The sequence below is a fragment of the Carboxylicivirga marina genome (genome assembly GCF_016612505.1).
GTDB lineage: Bacteria > Bacteroidota > Bacteroidia > Bacteroidales > Marinilabiliaceae > Carboxylicivirga > Carboxylicivirga marina.
The window spans coordinates 16,426-31,451 of record NZ_JAENRR010000030.1 but is presented as its reverse complement, the minus strand read 5'-3'; the positions used below and the strand labels follow the sequence as shown (position 1 = coordinate 31,451).

The window sequence follows — 15,026 nt, the reverse complement described above, 5'->3', positions numbered from 1 at the left end:
ATTCCGGCAACATAAGCCACTCATTGTTGTTTGTTTATTCCATGCCCTAACAGGGGTATTGAAAACAAATATTGACTATCAAATATAATACAATCTACTAAAAAGACAGACATTTTGTAACAATAGTTCGTTAAAGTTTTAAGCGGCAATAGTGCCGTGATACAATAGTTCCCATGTTTAGTTTATTTTTAGGCAAATGCAATGAACGCCCCAGGAGCAAGCTCCGAGATTCAAATTACGTTAACTACGCAAACTAACCTAAATAAAATAAAAGGTCAAAGACTGGCTTTTAGAAAAAAAGCCTGTTATTAACAGCAGAAATGACATTTCAATGATTTTTAATACCGTTTTCCTTTTCGTTTCTTTATTTGATTCTGCTTCCTTTTTGTAAGATCATTTCTTTTTTGATTTCCTTTCTCTAAATAGTGCACTAGTTCGTATATGAATTGCCGATTTAAACGTTCCCAACATCTTTGTTGGTTAATCATGGAATTTACTTGATAAACATTTGAACTAAGTTTATCCTTTGCCTTGTTTAAAGTATATTCAAAATGCAATCTAACGGCATATTGAATGTCATTGAGGTCTTTATCTTCAATCCCCTTGATATGTTTTATCTGGGATAATTCAGGCATTTTAAGCGTGATTTTGGCATCCACTTTATTTACTATGTTCTGATTGTTTTCCTTCGTCGTTAATTCATCCAGTATTGACACCCCTCTTTTCTGACACAGATCTGCATATTCACGAATGATAATGTAAAAATCATCCTGACTGAGCTTGAACGACTTCAATCGGATCGAGTATTTCTTAAGATTTTCCTGAGCATCAACTACCGTCTTATCGATAGGAGAATAAACACTCATATTTCCGTTTTCAGAACGTCTATAAAGCAATAAATTGTGCTTACTCAGTGCTTGTGTCAATTCTGATTCAGTGTAAAAACGATAGCTTTTATTAAGTTCCTGAAGTATTTGCTTTACTTTCACCTGCAGGTCTTTCTGAAGCTGTGTATTACTCACATTTTCCTTACAAGCTTCATAGAGTGGCTTCTCTTTAAAGTGGGATACAGGAATGGCATGACGAAGGGTTTGCTCACCCTGTTTAATTAGAACCGACTGGCCCTTTTCTGAAGTATAAAATTGTAGGTTAAACGCTTTTAATACATCTAAGTATTCTTGTTTGCCGGAAATATTGGATTGATTCAAAAGTTTAAAAACTTGTTGGATGCTTTCATGTAAGTTTTCACCAGTAACATTAGCAACAAGGTTCACCTTTTGAATGGGTTCTATGTTTTTACTTAAGGCATGACGTTGGCAAAGCTCATTAATAAATTTAGATGCTTTTCGTTTTTCATTACTATCACTAATCTTCTTACCGGATCTAGCATCAATTCTAGTGGATACAATGTGGTAATGGGTGCGGTCAACGTCTGCGTGTTCATACACAAAGTAGGGTTGATGACCATAACCCATCTGCTGCATAAAAGTATCTATTTCATTCATCAGGCCATCTCTACTTAGCATTTTTAATTCGTTGGAAGTCGGATTAATGGAGACATGAAAGCATTTGTTCTTCACACGATTATTCCGATTTTCAATACCCGTCAGCAAGTCTAAGCGATGGGCCTTAGTATGGATAAATGGGTCAACTGAAATGGTATTTCGACTATGAAAGAAGCCAGCATGTTTCTCCTCCACCTTTTTCTCATTGTAGTTAAAGGCTCCTTTGGTACTGGCCACTTGATGAATCTTAATTACCACGAATTCAAATTAATTAATCAGATGAAGGTATTTATCCAGAATCTCAAAGCAGCTTTTTAATTGTTTAAAACATGACTCAAAAGCCAGCTTATCCTGCTCTGTTAACATATAGGTATTGTAAGCATTCAACTTGTGAGCTATCTGATTGAGGTTATTCCCAATTTTCGTCAAGTTAAAATCCAAGGTGCGAAAAATTCGAATATACTCATCACTCACTGTTATTCGTTTACTTAAACGTTTGATAAATAATCGTGACCGCACATAATCCGTGATTGTGATAAATCGTTCCTCGTTCATTCGCTTTACTATTTCGTCTTTCTCAGTAGTTTTTAGGCGAATAATGACATGGACTGATAACTGTTGTTTATCGTCTTTCTTGGGTCTCATAACTAAATTTTAACTTGGATTTCAATTCAACCTCGTAGAGCAAGGAAACTCGTTTTTGTATTACAAAAACACATCTTGCATCTACTTCGTAAGAGTGACTCTGTATTTTAATAATAGAGTTAAAATCAAACCTGAAAAAAGGAAAAGTATCCGTTGACAGCCTTTCCTTTTAGCATCTACTGGTCGTATCATTTTATCCTACTTTCATGGATTTTGTATTCTTTTTATCCTGTGCTTGTTCTTTCTTTTGAGTTGCCACCTTTTCATTTTTAAAGTCCGTAAATCGAATGTTCCTCACCGCTGGATCAATCTGTAGCGTTGCAGAAAATTTCTTCTCATTGCGTCCAGTCATGCCTTTAAGCTGTACTTTTTCACCTTTGGATAACTTCTCTTTTTGAGCAGCAGACAGGCTCACCCCTTTGATTTTATCGGCAACCTGTATGTTTTTTTGCTTAAGCGGAATAATTTCATTGGTTTTGGGATCAATACCAATGTAGTACTTGTCTTTCTTGCCATTGAAATCCTGCATTTCAATCACCTTACCCAGGTTACGATCTTTCAAAAGAGTATCCCGTTCTTCTTTCGAGAAAGCATGCCCCATAAAACTGTCGGGTATATGCAAGCGCTGAATGGGATGGATACGTATCTTTATCTCTTCCCCCTCCCTCTGCAACCTTATTTTGGCTGGGATACGGTAATTCTCATCATTGATCTGAGCATTGATGGTGTACAGCTTATCAGAACGGAAACCATTTAGAAAATCCGTGAGCTCCTTTTTTTCCATCTTGGAGATAAAGTCCTGTTGAATGCCCACCTTCTGCAATTTAGCCAAGGGCACTTCTTCGAGTTTGTAACGTGTGTTCTGTTCCATTTTTTTCCTTTTTAAGTGTTCTACATCGTATTTTAATTAAGTATGAATAATTTGATGGTATATCTTCTGAATATCATTATAGATCTGTTTCCTATTGCATTCAAGCACTTGGTCCTTACTATCAAAGGTGTAAAAGTCAGGCATAGCGCTCTCGCTTTTATAGGCATCATCCTTAGGCTTTAGCAAGGCATTAAAATTCTTACGTGTGATGGGCTGTCCGAAACTGTCTGCCACCTGCCCCACCATATATCCTTGTGGGAGAGTCGCTATCTTTCCTTCCGGCACTAGGTAATCCAGTTGAGTGGAGATTGTGGATGATTGGGTGGCTCGGTTAATATTAAGCGATTGTCGCTCCTGCAGTACTTTACCCATGCGACTTTGCATGTATTTGGCTGTATCACCCGTGGCCTGCCCGGAGAATACATTGCCAATATTGGTCAGGATAGCGTTGGCAGCTTCCTTACCATAGTCACGCACCAGCTGATCAATGGTCTGTATTCCCAGAAGTGTTGATATCTTATTACTTCTGGCCGTGGCAATCAAGGTATCCAAACCTCTAAAATAGATGGTGGGCAACTCATCAAAAATAAGGGAGGTAGCCCTTTGTCCTTTCTTATTGATAACCTTGAGCATACGGGTGATAAACAGTGATAGCACTGCACCATATATCTCTATGCGTAAAGGATTATTAGCCAGACACAGTACTTTGGGTGATTCAGGATTATTAAGATCCAGTGAAAAATCATTACCCGAACAGATCCAATAAATCTCTGGTGTGATAATTTTCGAGATAGCGATTTTCAGACTGCCTAACTGACCTTCCAGCTGCTCACTGGCACCTCGTTGGTGTGCATTGATAAAGGGGTTGATAATGTTCACCACATCCTTTTCAGTGGCCATGATTTCAAAAAGGTCATCATAATCCATTTGCAACAGCTCTATCGCATGGGGCAAAGTGCAAAACTTACCTCCTTCATAGCGTTTCAAGAACCAGATAACAGCTGCAAAAAAGGTCACCGCTGATTCGGAGAAAAACTCCCCTTGCTTGCGTATCCACTCTCGATTAAGGTTATAAAGAATCGTTCGCGAGGCTTCAAAGGCATCAATGGGACTATCCATTAGCTCGGGTGCCAAAGGGTTGCAACGTTGGCTCTTATTGATATCATCCAGATTAATCACACAAAACTGTGTGTGCGGTGGCAAGAGACCATTGACCTTACCTCTTTGATAATGAGCAAAAGCCAAGGCTGAGAGATCCGGATATTTAAAGTCATAAATACCCATGGAAAACCCTTTGTACAGGTGCTGTCGGATAAAAGGCTGCACCACCCCAAAGGATTTACCGGAGCCGGGTGTTCCTATCACCATGGAAGCTCTAAAAGGATTCACCACATTGATCCAGCCCTGCCTACCCCTGGCATGCATAATGTATTGCATGGGGATGTTAACTGACCACGGGTTGGTTTTCAGCTTCTCTTCTTGCCTGAAACTCTCATTCCCCTGATTGAAACGATCGCTCATCAGGTTCACATTAATGACTTTAGAAACATTATCAAAGCCCACATTCAACATCACAAAAGAGGTGGTAGAAAGCAGTAAATAACCCAAGGTGTAAGCAGGTAATAAAAAGATGCTCGTCCAATAGAAGAGTAAGCCACTAAGTATCTGCAACACAATTTTGGCGATGCTCAAATCCGGCTCTTTGCGTGCTTTAGTTCCAAGACAAGTGATCAACAACACCAATGAGGTACATAGTTTGGAATAGATGATATCCGACAAAAATGGCAATCGATACAAACGCTCAATCACAACTGCAAACTCGTTTTGATAGATACCCTGAGTCTTGAAAAAATGTAGACAAGTCAGATACAGTGATGCAAACAGCAAGAGGTAGCTGATAAAGCGAAAAGCTTCATGCAAGCGGATTAATTGAGTGCCTTCGGAGTTGGACATGGTCTTGAGTTGTGACTGTTCGATTTTTTGATTGCTTGTTGGCCTTGGGGTTTCTATAAAGTGCCTGCTTTGGCAATGGCTTTATTGCTAAAGCTGAGGTTTAGATCGCGTCCGGTGTAACCTGCTGTTTGTTCTCGCAGTAGTATCATTACTTCCTTATGCCGCGGGATGCTAAAAGTCTTAAACACCATAATTACTTGCTTTTCTTCTCCTGGTGTGATAAACAATTCATCAATGGACACCCGGCAGGGCTCTAGTAAATACTCCTGCACATTAGCGGCCTTGCGTGGTCTCTTATCCTGCATCACAAAAACAGGAGCTCCTGCTCTATAGTTGGTGTTGGTTGTGTTATGTACCTTAAGACGTATAAAAAGCAGATCGTGCTTCACACGCAGTTCATCCAATTGCAGTTTAATTCCGTCTATTTCTGTTTTGCAGTTGATGCCCTTGCTTTCCATGGCCTGCAGCCTATAGATACAGGCCTGCACTTTATGCAGAGGCATACTTACTGATTCAAACTCTTTAATGGATTCACCAGAGTAATTGTAGAGTTGTAGTTGAAGTGCAGATGGCTTATCATAGCTGACTTCAAAGGCAAACAACTCGCCCTGACAGACAATGGTCAATGAGGAGGTGCCATCAAATTCATGCACGGCTTTGATGCGCACAATATTTGGATAGTCGCTGATGGTCTCAGCCATGAGTTGATCATGCTGCCCCACCTGCACATAACTGACTGCCGCCGGGCAAATCAGATGAACACAGGTTTGTTCATTGATAGTGATTTGATTGCCGGCACTTATTCGTAGACTAATTAGTAATCCGCCTAGTATTATCAAAATGGTTTTCATATGATTAGTGTTTAGAAGTGATTATTCATTTTTAAGGATGACAACAGTGTTTTTGCGTAAGAAGACTTTCTTCTGCCGGACACTTTTCATCATGCTTCGACTCAGATCATTGGCGGCATTCAGCCCCATGTATGAAATGGGATTATTAGCCGGTGCAAGCAGCATGGCTGGGTTGATATCCCCTGCCACATCCTGATAGACCTTGCGCGCCACGTGATCGGGTACATAGATGCCTTTGATGCCGTCCAGGTCATAGGCACAGAGGTTCACGGGCAGGTAATTATTCTGAGTGGGAATGCTGCTAATTAAGACCTGCAATCGCTCATTATTGGTCTTGCACAGTCCATAAATGAAAGTACCGGCTTTGATTGCTTGACCATTGATTTGGATACCATTGATAAGTCGCAGCCGTATGCGATTACCGGTCAATACCTTGCTATCCTCCACCACCTGTGCTCGCATAAGCGAGTTTTTATTACCTGGGCGATTAAAGCGACTTTGGCTCTGAATACTCACTTTAAAGGTGTGTTTTTCCTTCTCTTGGTAGTGTTTAAGAATGTGATTTGCTTGCTGCAATTGATGCTGTAGGGAGTCATTTTGATTCAGCAGCTTTTCATGCTCTGTGAGCAATTCATCCAACTCTTCAATGCCCGTCAGGTTTTTATAGGGTTGGTGAGCTGCTGAATACTCCGGACTTGATATAAATACCTCTGCATTATCTGTTTTTTTCTTTGGAGTCGTTTTCCTTTGTTGTACCTGAGGCCTATGCCTAGGCAGTGAAGAATTCAAGTTGTTACTTCCTGGTGACTTTTGCGTCTTCGTCACTTCCGGTTTTGTTAGTGCTTGGTTTAATGCTGCACGGGATAGTTCCTCCTGCTTTTTCACATGTGCCAGAAGAATGGTATTGACATCAACTTGTGAGCTATGTTCCGCTATCTCAAGCGGTGTCAATTGTTGAGACGTATCCACATTCAGTTTGATGGTTTTTTCACCTTGTTGCTCTGGCAACTGCTCATAGGCTTCTTTTTTATCCAGTATCGCAATCTGACGATCTGCATCCGGCAATTGGTAATTGGCTCCATCACTTGCTAAATGCATCTTTTTAACTTGCTTACCACTGCCACCACCTAGGATATAGAATATCAAGGTGATAAATGGCAATACGATGAGAGGTAAGACAAATAGCCCTTTATTTTTCTGAATGAGTGTTTTCATGGATGTGCTGATTTAAGAGTTGTTCAAAGGAGTCAGTTGGCAGCGTAAATGACTTTTTATGTAGCAGTGAATCTAATTCGGTGCTATCTCTAATTGCTGTGGGAAGTGGTAAACAGCTTACAGAAAATGAGGGCTTTTCCCTTCCCACCATAAAAGACAGGACATAGAGTATAAATAGGGTTCCAAGAATGCCTATCCATTTGATTTTTCGTGTATATTGGCTCAGCTGTTGATCACTTTCATCTACCTTTTGTAGCCATTTTTTGAGGTGCTGTTTGAGTTTCATCATCTTTTGATTTTAGTCTATTGATTAAAAATTACTACGTCGACGGGTTTCGATGTCGGCATTCTCTTCTATCATCCAGCCTTCGATTAAAAAGCCATGGGTATTGTTATCCGTTCGTGAGATATTCCTCAACTTACCTTTGGTGATGAGACGACGGATCGTGATATTGGATTTTCGTACTATTTTCTGCTTACCGTAATAGCAAAAACCATAGGGGTAAGTGGAAAAATCCATCTGTACGGAATCCGTTAGAAGAGTCATGCTGATATCAGAGGCAATCACCCGGTTATACAGGTTGTTCTCCTTAAAGGTGGTGTATTGCTTCATGGCACTCTGGTCGGCCAAATAAAGGGCTTCTCGGATATTGCTTTCGATGTAGTCCTTATCCGGCTCCAGAGTAAAGAAAAGCTCATGGAAACGCTTGAGGTGGTGCCTGGCTTCTGCCGGACGGTTATCTGATATATCGGCTCTCAAGGCCAATAACAGGGACTGCCCATTATCCAGAACATAGATCTTCTGCCGGGATTGCCTGACCAGTTGCAGAGAAGTGATATAGGTGTAAATGCCCCCTCCAATGGATAAAACAGTGGTTAGCATCAATACATAAACCGTATAACGAAAGCGATTTTGGATATGAATGAGTTGTTGCATGGATAGATTATTAGACCTTAGATATGGAGACTGTTAGACTTTTAATTTGTTTCAACGCAGAGCCGCAAAGACACAGAGTTTTTGTTGCTACTTTCATCAAGCTTGCATTATTGGCTCTCTTATTTTTTATTTAAATATTGCCAATCAATTATTGGCTGGGACGCCTCGCCCCTTACTTTAGGGCGCCTTTGGAGACAGCCATCATGGCGGCTGTGCGCAGCATGCGTCCTCCACCCGTGCTGGTGCCTGAAGCATTGATGATCCATGTCGCTACCTTGGGTACCATCATAAGGCCACAGATACCACAGAGTGGCACAATCAGTCCCGAAACAAAAAATAGGGAGGACTGGTAGAAACCCATCTGGTTCATCATATTAATCTCCACATCCAACACGTAGATAAGTAGGTGCTGTGTCAGTGACAGGATAATCAGGGCAATGGGTAGGTAGAGGTTGACACTGACAAATCGTGCTATCCATTGTAGGTAGTTATCCTGAAAACCATCGAAGATGGACAAGGCAAACACCAATGGCCCAAAGATGATGAGTAGTACACAGAAGATGGTGCGTAAAAAAGCAATCAGGTAAACCACCACTTCAAACACAACCTCGGTCACCTGACGGATGCCTTCCATGATGTAATAATTAATTTGGTTACGAATAGCACGACCACTGACAATGTTATAGGTGGTTAGTAGGACATTGATGCCCTTATCCCACAGATCCGCTTCCTTTTCCTGGTTCTCTTCAAAAAGTGGCAGGTCGGTATTGAGCATAACGCTTTGTTTCTCCTGTAATTTTTGGCTCACTTCCTCTTGTCGATTGCTATAAATGGCTTCACTCAAATGGGTCAGTCCTTGGGTGGGCACCATCAGAATGTTGATAAAAGCACCCCAAAAGGTAATAACCAGTACCAAGGCAAAAGGTCTTAGAAGTGGTAGTATCATGATGGGATTATCGGCTATCAACTGCTCAAAGATGCGTTTGGCGATATACAAAAAGGCGGCGATGCCTCCAATGGCACGAGCCATGTCAACTAGTAGTCTGGCGTTGTCCATGCCAATGCCGATCAGGTTATCTGTGAATTGAAAGAAGTTTTCGATGTTCATACGATGCTTTATTAATGCGTTTGAAGCCTATGATTAGCGCCCCAGAAAGCTGAGGCTATGTCTTATTTCTTGATTCCACTTCTGGAAATACTCAATCTTTTGAGCCGTATAGCGAATAGTGCCTGTCAGCTGCTTGATTTCATGGTTAACTTGACCCAATGCCTTAAGCTTCTCCCCTTGCTCAGCATCCAGTTTATTGATCATCAGGTAGGTCTCCACTTGTTGTTCCATGCTCCACTCCAGTTGTTGAATGATGTCTTTGGGAACTTCTTCAGTGTTCAGATCAGCTAAAGCCGTCATGCAGTTTTGTAAACTTTGGGGCGTGTTGTAGATATCCAGTAAGGATCTGAGGCGACTATCTCTTAAAAAGCTTTCAATGGCTTCATGTTGCCATTGGTTATTTTGAATGCCACTGATCTCCTGCATGTTGGTTAGTAAGGCTTTCTTGTCAATATTTTTAAGAACCAGTTTCAGAACACTCTGAAAAGTCATGTTCACGTAGCTCTTGCTATCAACAACCGGTAGGGAGTTGACGTAGTAGTAATAGTGCGAGGGATAGAGTCGTACAAAAAAATGAGGTACAGGCGGCAGCCAGCCTTTCCATGAGACAAAAGTGAATGGATAGTCATTGTTCATTCTCGGGTATCTTCCTTTCCATTTCTTCACTGCAAAAGCACTTTGTGCCTGGCTAGCTTCAATGGTTAAAAGGCTAAGCAACATGATAAATATTGTTATCAAGCATTTCATGGCAAAAGGTTTAGTTCGTTTCATAAAGGCTGTAGTAAAAAGCAAAGGTTTTCAGATCACCCAATTGGTAGCTTCGCATGTAAGAGGCGTAGAGAATCTTGTTGTAGAGGTAGCAAATGGTACCATAATGACGGTGCACCTGACGATAGATACCGTTGATCACATCGTAACGCGCTTTGTCATCCATCAAAAAGGCTTTATCAATGGTGATGGTATTCAGCACCTCTGTCACCAAATCACGGCTATCGGTCAGTATGATATCAAAAGCCTGCAAGATGGCAGCGGCCTGTTATGGAGTGAAGTTATGATCCTGGATTAGCTTCGGCACTTTATCAGAGTAAATTTCCAGTATCTTAGACAGCATCTCACGCGTTTCCTGTATGCGCTTGTAATCTTTTATCAGCCCTGATACATTTTCAACGGCATCCAGCAGTTGCTCATCAATGCCCAAGAGCTCACCCGTCAGTCCTTTGATATCGCCATTCAGGGCTTTAATCAATAGGTTGTACCAGTTCATCTTACTCAGGATGCCTTTCTCTTGTGTCCAGAGGGCTTCTCGCTGGATACCGGCTCCCACATCGGTTACGGGTGCTTGGGCTCTTAGTGTGCTATTTAGACAAAATAGCAAAGTCATTGATACAAGTGTAATTTTTAGGATTCTCATCTTATACGTTTTTTAGTAGTTCAATAAAATTGTCATAGCAGGCTAATTGCTGTTTAATGGCTTCTTTCTCTTTTTCCTCTGAGGTGTAACAGTGATATTCCTGTCGACTCACTTCCAATGCCAGGACTCGTGAGTAGCTACCCAGGCCAACGAAGCATTCTTTCAACTTACGGTTTGTGGGCAGGTGGCGATTAACCGACAGTATCTGCTCTTTCTGAAAGTCCGTCAGGCCCAGCACCTGGCTAATGCGTTCAAACTTATTGGTAAACTTGCGCATGTCCAATAAAATCTTGGTGTCGGCATTGTTAATAATGGCATCCTTGATGATGGGGCTGGACAGTACATCTTCTATTTCCTGTGTTACCACCATAGCTTCACCAAAAAATTTACGGATAGTCTTGAAAAAATACTTGATGTAATCGGCCATCTGAGGTGTGGCAATGGCTTTCCAGGCTTCCTCGATGCAGATGACCTTGCGTGTGCCTTTCAAAAGACGCATCTTCTGCATAAATATGTCGATGATAATCAGTGTGGCCACCGGAAAGATCACCGGGTGGTCTTTGATATTATCCAATTCAAAAACAATAAAGGGACAACGAAAGAATTCATCGGTCTGCATCTGTTTATTAAGCAAATAGTCGTACTCTCCTCCTTCATAGTATTTACTCAGAATGAAAAAGTACTCGCCCACATTAAACATGAGGCCTTTGTCTTTCACTAAGAGCGGTATCCACTCTTGGCTAAACTCATAGTAGTTGTTGAAGCTGTGATTACCATTGTGCTTCTTATAATAGGCCGTCAGGGATTGGGCAATCACATCTTTATCAACCTCGGATAGATTGGGTTTATAGATGGTGTAGAGCACCGACAAAATGGTTTGCTTGCGCTCAGTGCACAGTCCATCGGTCAGCACAAAAGGATTAAAGGAGATGGGCTGCTCATCGGTGAACTCCACCAACATGGCCCCTCCTTTATCTTTAAGGTAGTCTTTGAGGTAGCGCACCAAAAGTTCATAGCTGCGTCCCACATCCAGGAGAACCACATGGCAATTATCACTCTCTGCATAATGCCTTAGTAGGTGATTGGTCAAAAAGGATTTGCCCGATCCGGAACCACCAATGATAATTTTATTGCGGTTGTGGATGTGGTGCTTCTCCATGGGCTCGTCGGATATATCCACTTTCACTGGACAGCCGTTCAGACGGTCGGAGAAATGTATGTAAAAAGGTGATTCACTGCTTTGAATACCTCCCTCATAGTTGATAAAACAGCTGGCTTCCGGCGCTTGCATCAGCATCAATTCTGTTTCGGGCAGCTGAGTACTGCCAGGCATACTCGCCCAATACATCAGGGGCAGATCAAAGCTATGACGATAGGGCAGGCAGTTCATCTGTGAAAAGGCGGTGGCCGCTGCGCTGCGCCGGTGCTTTAGCCCTTGCAAACTCTCATCAAAGAGCATCAGGTTAAAATGCATCTGTACAATTGGGTCTCCGCCTTGTTGAACCGTTTCCAGAAAACAACTGATGAGCTCGGCATTCAGTTTATTCTCCGTGGAGAATTTAGAGAGTGAGTAGATTTTCTTTTGCGCATTTTCCAACTGCGCTTTGATGCTGTTTTGATTGCCCACATAGATAAAGCAATTAGTAATATGGGAAAATGGTAGGTTAAAAGTCAGTGGATACACCATCGAAACGGGTAGTTTGGTGGATGGATGCTCCACACTACAACTAACCTCTGTGGGTAAATGATTATAGTCACTCAGACTATAGCATTCCACAAAATGGTTCATCACTTTGAGGTGATCACGAAAATCCAGGCTGCCCAACAAGCTTGTGTTCTTTTGAAAATTCATGCTAAGATAGTTTTGCAGCAAGTTAATGTGTGCCTCCTTGCTGAGTAACTCACTCTCAATGCCAACCTGTTTTAGTTGGGCACGTACATTATCCCTCACTTCTTCCAGTTGTTCTTTCTGATGGTTGGCTTTCTTTTTTTGCGTATGAGGATGCAGCAAGCTGCCATTTAAGTAGCTTTTCAAAAGTCCCTTATTGAGCAAGGAGATAAACAGATAGGCTTCATGCTTGAGTTGCTTGCGTCCTTCAAAGTGATTCAAGTAAGCATTTGACAAATAGGATGAGTTAGCGGCTGCGTCTTTAGCGTTAAAGGGCTCTTGCAAAAATAGATCCTGACGATGAAGCAAAGTACCCGCCGGCAGCATGGCGATCAGGCGACGAAAAGCAGCATGTAAGTTTTGTAAGTGCTCATCACTGCAGGACAACAATTCGGGTAGTTGTAACTTCAAGCCAATGGTCATATCCAAGTTTTGAGACAGCATCACATCGCCGTCAAAACCCAATACGGGCAGGGTCTCTTGTATGCTTTTTACGTTCATGGTAAACTATTGATTATGCTGAATAAGGGTGTTGACTGCTTGCTTAATAGTGATAAAATCAGGTAGCTTGTTGGCACTTTGGCGTTTCCGGTAGCCATCGGGGCCTAAGGTTTGTTGTATCCAATTAAGTCGATAGAGAACCATCAGAAGAATTGGCACAATAACCAGGATGGCGATGTAAGGGCTGGTCAGCAGGTAGAGAAGCACGAATCCGCCCAAGGCTGATAAAATAGCGTACAGGGCTTTGTACACAAGTACACCACTAAAGCCTTTGACATAGATGCGTGTATCTACCTTGCTGATACGATACAATTGTTTGCCCTTCATATCCTAGCCAAAAAAGGCTCTTATCACAACGCCGACCAAAATCAGAAAGAGGCAGGCTCCGAACCAGCCCATCAGAGCTTTCTGTGTATCTTGGTCACCGCTTTGCCATTTTATGTAGACCCGAATACCACCGATGAGACCAACAACGGCACCTATGGCAATGATTAGGTTGGCCACCGGATCCACATAAGATTGCACCTCGGACGTGGCCTGGGTTATGCCTTGGGATGATTGGGCCAGTAGCTTCAATGTTGCATTGGCAATAAGCACGGCAAGTAATAAGCCTTTTTGAAGTGTGTTTGTTTTTTTCATGGTCTTGATGATTTAAGTATTCGATTTTGTTTGCTGTATTTCGTATTCAATGCTATTGAGAAAGGCCTCTTTATTAGGTAACTTTTTATTCGTCATATGCTCTAAGGCATAACCACTATAGTCAGGTTCCTCATCCATGCAGGCTCTTAAGCCTTCCGTATCTTGTTCACTCAGATTAATTTCCTCGGATGGATAATCCGATGCCCTCACCTTATGAACAGGTTCTTTATTTGTAAGAGAAGTTGCCTGCTGCTCAAAGCTCATCTTGTCAGTAGTCTGGATATGCCGCAATTTCAAATAGAGGATAACGATCACGTAATAGCCAATTAGACATAAGGCCAATGCCTTTATAAAATGCCAGTGAGAAATAGTTTCTAATCCGAACATGATGATTATTTTTTCGTAATTGCCAACTGTAATTAATGACACTACAAAGTTGATACATGCAGAGATAGCAAGGTCATGAGCTATACAGGAGTCCTGATACATTTTCTTAACATTGGTCTTATATGCTCCTATATGCTCCTATTTGATGGGCTTGAGTTTTTGCTTTTTTTCACCTTTACAGGAGATACTACTCTTGCATACATAATTATATGAGGCATTTTTATTCGCTTAAGCCACTTTATTAATTAGGGAGAAACTATATGCAAAAGGAAGCGGAATAAATGCTCGGGTAGATATTGATGGGCATTACATGCTTGATGGGCAAAATGGATGCTTGTTTGATAAACTCCAATAAGCTTTACACCCCTTAGTAAAATTCCTGAAAAACAAGCATTGGTTTTGCCATCAGACGACTCCAATGCGCATCAAGTGCGATGGGTTTATGCCGAACACTTTTGCAGATGTTGATCCCGATAACAGCTTCGCGTTTGCGAAATAGAAATGCATGGCTTAAAAACCTTTTATTGGGCTGGTTTTAAACGATTTCCAATGTACAAACGGAGAGAGTAATTGAAGATAAACAACAAGGAAGCATGTCAGGCAAAGAGGTGGACAAAACCTAGGTTAGGATGGGTTCAGGCAGGTTTTGGACACCGATTCGCCTGTTATGCTAATAATTGGGCAGGCTTGTGGGAACAAGAGCTTAAGTGAAAAAGAAAACTATCACGTTTAATTCTAGATACTAGTCCTTATTGTTTTTTCAGTTGTGCTCTTGGGCATGGATCTTAAAGTTCATTTAGTAAATACGTATTCCTTCTTCCTGAACTTTCTTGTAAATAGGTGTATTAGCAAACTGTTGATGCCAATCGTGTTGATGGTAAATGTATACTGAGATGGATTTGCCAGATTGTAATTCCAGTTTATACTTTGCATCTTGATATTGTTGTTCCAAATGAAAATCAAGCTTTTCAGGCGTTAACACAAAAATTTGCATATCATCCTGTACGGGTTTAATATGAAGGGAAAGCATCACTAATTCGGCCTTTTTGTTTAATGCCCTCAGATGTAGATTCACCAATACTGAGATACGGCTATCTTCGTTATTCATGCCCTAA

The 15,026-nt window shown here is 41.4% G+C and carries 17 protein-coding genes; all 17 read right to left on the bottom strand.

Annotation, left to right across the window (positions count from 1 at the left end; genetic code table 11):
* Positions 1-338: 338 nt before the first annotated feature.
* Positions 339-1,763: a relaxase/mobilization nuclease domain-containing protein gene (locus JIV24_RS13060; protein WP_200465494.1), complete on the bottom strand. Its 1,425-nt coding sequence runs from the start codon at positions 1,761-1,763 to the stop codon at positions 339-341.
* A gap of 9 nt (positions 1,764-1,772) precedes the next feature.
* Entirely contained in the window at positions 1,773-2,150 is a 378-nt protein-coding gene (gene mobC, locus JIV24_RS13055; RefSeq protein WP_200465493.1) for a plasmid mobilization relaxosome protein MobC, read from the bottom strand.
* Between the two features lie 193 nt (positions 2,151-2,343).
* Entirely contained in the window at positions 2,344-3,021 is a 678-nt protein-coding gene (locus tag JIV24_RS13050) for a DUF3945 domain-containing protein (protein ID WP_200465492.1), read from the bottom strand.
* Between the two features lie 36 nt (positions 3,022-3,057).
* Positions 3,058-4,974: a type IV secretory system conjugative DNA transfer family protein gene (locus tag JIV24_RS13045; protein WP_200465491.1), complete on the bottom strand. Its 1,917-nt coding sequence runs from the start codon at positions 4,972-4,974 to the stop codon at positions 3,058-3,060.
* A 53-nt stretch (positions 4,975-5,027) separates the two neighbouring features.
* Positions 5,028-5,825 carry a DUF4138 domain-containing protein gene (locus JIV24_RS13040; protein ID WP_200465490.1) on the bottom strand — a complete coding sequence of 266 codons (798 nt, stop codon included), beginning with the start codon at positions 5,823-5,825 and terminating at the stop codon, positions 5,028-5,030.
* A gap of 21 nt (positions 5,826-5,846) precedes the next feature.
* On the bottom strand, positions 5,847-7,040 hold the full coding sequence (gene traM / locus JIV24_RS13035; protein ID WP_200465489.1) for a conjugative transposon protein TraM: 1,194 nt from the start codon (positions 7,038-7,040) through the stop codon (positions 5,847-5,849).
* On the bottom strand, positions 7,015-7,329 hold the full coding sequence (locus JIV24_RS13030) for a hypothetical protein (protein ID WP_200465488.1): 315 nt from the start codon (positions 7,327-7,329) through the stop codon (positions 7,015-7,017). The genes traM and JIV24_RS13030 overlap by 26 nt, the downstream gene beginning before the upstream one ends.
* Positions 7,330-7,350: 21 nt before the next feature.
* Positions 7,351-7,977 carry a conjugative transposon protein TraK gene (gene traK, locus JIV24_RS13025; protein ID WP_200465487.1) on the bottom strand — a complete coding sequence of 209 codons (627 nt, stop codon included), beginning with the start codon at positions 7,975-7,977 and terminating at the stop codon, positions 7,351-7,353.
* 172 nt (positions 7,978-8,149) lie between these two features.
* Positions 8,150-9,085, bottom strand: a complete 936-nt coding sequence (locus JIV24_RS13020) for a hypothetical protein (protein ID WP_200465486.1) — start codon at positions 9,083-9,085, stop codon at positions 8,150-8,152.
* A 33-nt stretch (positions 9,086-9,118) separates the two neighbouring features.
* The gene (locus JIV24_RS13015) at positions 9,119-9,856 is read right to left on the bottom strand and encodes a hypothetical protein (RefSeq protein ID WP_234445828.1); all 738 of its coding nucleotides are present in this window, start codon (positions 9,854-9,856) and stop codon (positions 9,119-9,121) included.
* Positions 9,843-10,106 carry a hypothetical protein gene (locus JIV24_RS13010; protein ID WP_200465484.1) on the bottom strand — a complete coding sequence of 88 codons (264 nt, stop codon included), beginning with the start codon at positions 10,104-10,106 and terminating at the stop codon, positions 9,843-9,845. The genes JIV24_RS13015 and JIV24_RS13010 overlap by 14 nt, the downstream gene beginning before the upstream one ends.
* Before the next feature lie 15 nt (positions 10,107-10,121).
* Positions 10,122-10,496 carry a hypothetical protein gene (locus JIV24_RS13005; protein ID WP_200465483.1) on the bottom strand — a complete coding sequence of 125 codons (375 nt, stop codon included), beginning with the start codon at positions 10,494-10,496 and terminating at the stop codon, positions 10,122-10,124.
* Between the two features lies 1 nt (position 10,497).
* A complete protein-coding gene (locus JIV24_RS13000; RefSeq protein WP_200465482.1) occupies positions 10,498-12,885 on the bottom strand; it encodes a TraG family conjugative transposon ATPase in 2,388 nt (795 codons plus the stop codon).
* A gap of 6 nt (positions 12,886-12,891) precedes the next feature.
* Positions 12,892-13,212, bottom strand: a complete 321-nt coding sequence (locus JIV24_RS12995; protein ID WP_200465481.1) for a DUF4133 domain-containing protein — start codon at positions 13,210-13,212, stop codon at positions 12,892-12,894.
* 3 nt (positions 13,213-13,215) lie between these two features.
* Positions 13,216-13,524: a DUF4134 domain-containing protein gene (locus JIV24_RS12990; RefSeq protein WP_200465480.1), complete on the bottom strand. Its 309-nt coding sequence runs from the start codon at positions 13,522-13,524 to the stop codon at positions 13,216-13,218.
* Positions 13,525-13,536: 12 nt separating this feature from the next.
* A complete protein-coding gene (locus JIV24_RS12985) occupies positions 13,537-13,911 on the bottom strand; it encodes a hypothetical protein (protein ID WP_200465479.1) in 375 nt (124 codons plus the stop codon).
* Between the two features lie 796 nt (positions 13,912-14,707).
* Positions 14,708-15,019 (bottom strand): hypothetical protein, encoded by a 312-nt coding sequence (locus tag JIV24_RS12980; protein ID WP_200465478.1) that lies wholly within the window; start codon positions 15,017-15,019, stop codon positions 14,708-14,710.
* Positions 15,020-15,026: the final 7 nt, after the last annotated feature.

What these genes read in the sequence shown, in the direction of transcription:
- JIV24_RS13020 (WP_200465486.1), bottom strand. Translation starts at nt 9,085, where the DNA reads ATGAACATCGAAAACTTCTTTCAATTCACAGATAACCTGATCGGCATT.
- JIV24_RS12995 (WP_200465481.1), bottom strand. Translation starts at nt 13,212, where the DNA reads ATGAAGGGCAAACAATTGTATCGTATCAGCAAGGTAGATACACGCATC.
- traK (WP_200465487.1), bottom strand. Translation starts at nt 7,977, where the DNA reads ATGCAACAACTCATTCATATCCAAAATCGCTTTCGTTATACGGTTTAT.
- JIV24_RS13030 (WP_200465488.1), bottom strand. Translation starts at nt 7,329, where the DNA reads ATGATGAAACTCAAACAGCACCTCAAAAAATGGCTACAAAAGGTAGAT.
- JIV24_RS12980 (WP_200465478.1), bottom strand. Translation starts at nt 15,019, where the DNA reads ATGAATAACGAAGATAGCCGTATCTCAGTATTGGTGAATCTACATCTG.
- mobC (WP_200465493.1), bottom strand. Translation starts at nt 2,150, where the DNA reads ATGAGACCCAAGAAAGACGATAAACAACAGTTATCAGTCCATGTCATT.
- JIV24_RS12985 (WP_200465479.1), bottom strand. Translation starts at nt 13,911, where the DNA reads ATGTTCGGATTAGAAACTATTTCTCACTGGCATTTTATAAAGGCATTG.
- traM (WP_200465489.1), bottom strand. Translation starts at nt 7,040, where the DNA reads ATGAAAACACTCATTCAGAAAAATAAAGGGCTATTTGTCTTACCTCTC.
- JIV24_RS13000 (WP_200465482.1), bottom strand. Translation starts at nt 12,885, where the DNA reads ATGAACGTAAAAAGCATACAAGAGACCCTGCCCGTATTGGGTTTTGAC.
- JIV24_RS13005 (WP_200465483.1), bottom strand. Translation starts at nt 10,496, where the DNA reads ATGAGAATCCTAAAAATTACACTTGTATCAATGACTTTGCTATTTTGT.
- JIV24_RS13040 (WP_200465490.1), bottom strand. Translation starts at nt 5,825, where the DNA reads ATGAAAACCATTTTGATAATACTAGGCGGATTACTAATTAGTCTACGA.
- JIV24_RS12990 (WP_200465480.1), bottom strand. Translation starts at nt 13,524, where the DNA reads ATGAAAAAAACAAACACACTTCAAAAAGGCTTATTACTTGCCGTGCTT.
- JIV24_RS13045 (WP_200465491.1), bottom strand. Translation starts at nt 4,974, where the DNA reads ATGTCCAACTCCGAAGGCACTCAATTAATCCGCTTGCATGAAGCTTTT.
- JIV24_RS13050 (WP_200465492.1), bottom strand. Translation starts at nt 3,021, where the DNA reads ATGGAACAGAACACACGTTACAAACTCGAAGAAGTGCCCTTGGCTAAA.
- JIV24_RS13015 (WP_234445828.1), bottom strand. Translation starts at nt 9,856, where the DNA reads ATGAAACGAACTAAACCTTTTGCCATGAAATGCTTGATAACAATATTT.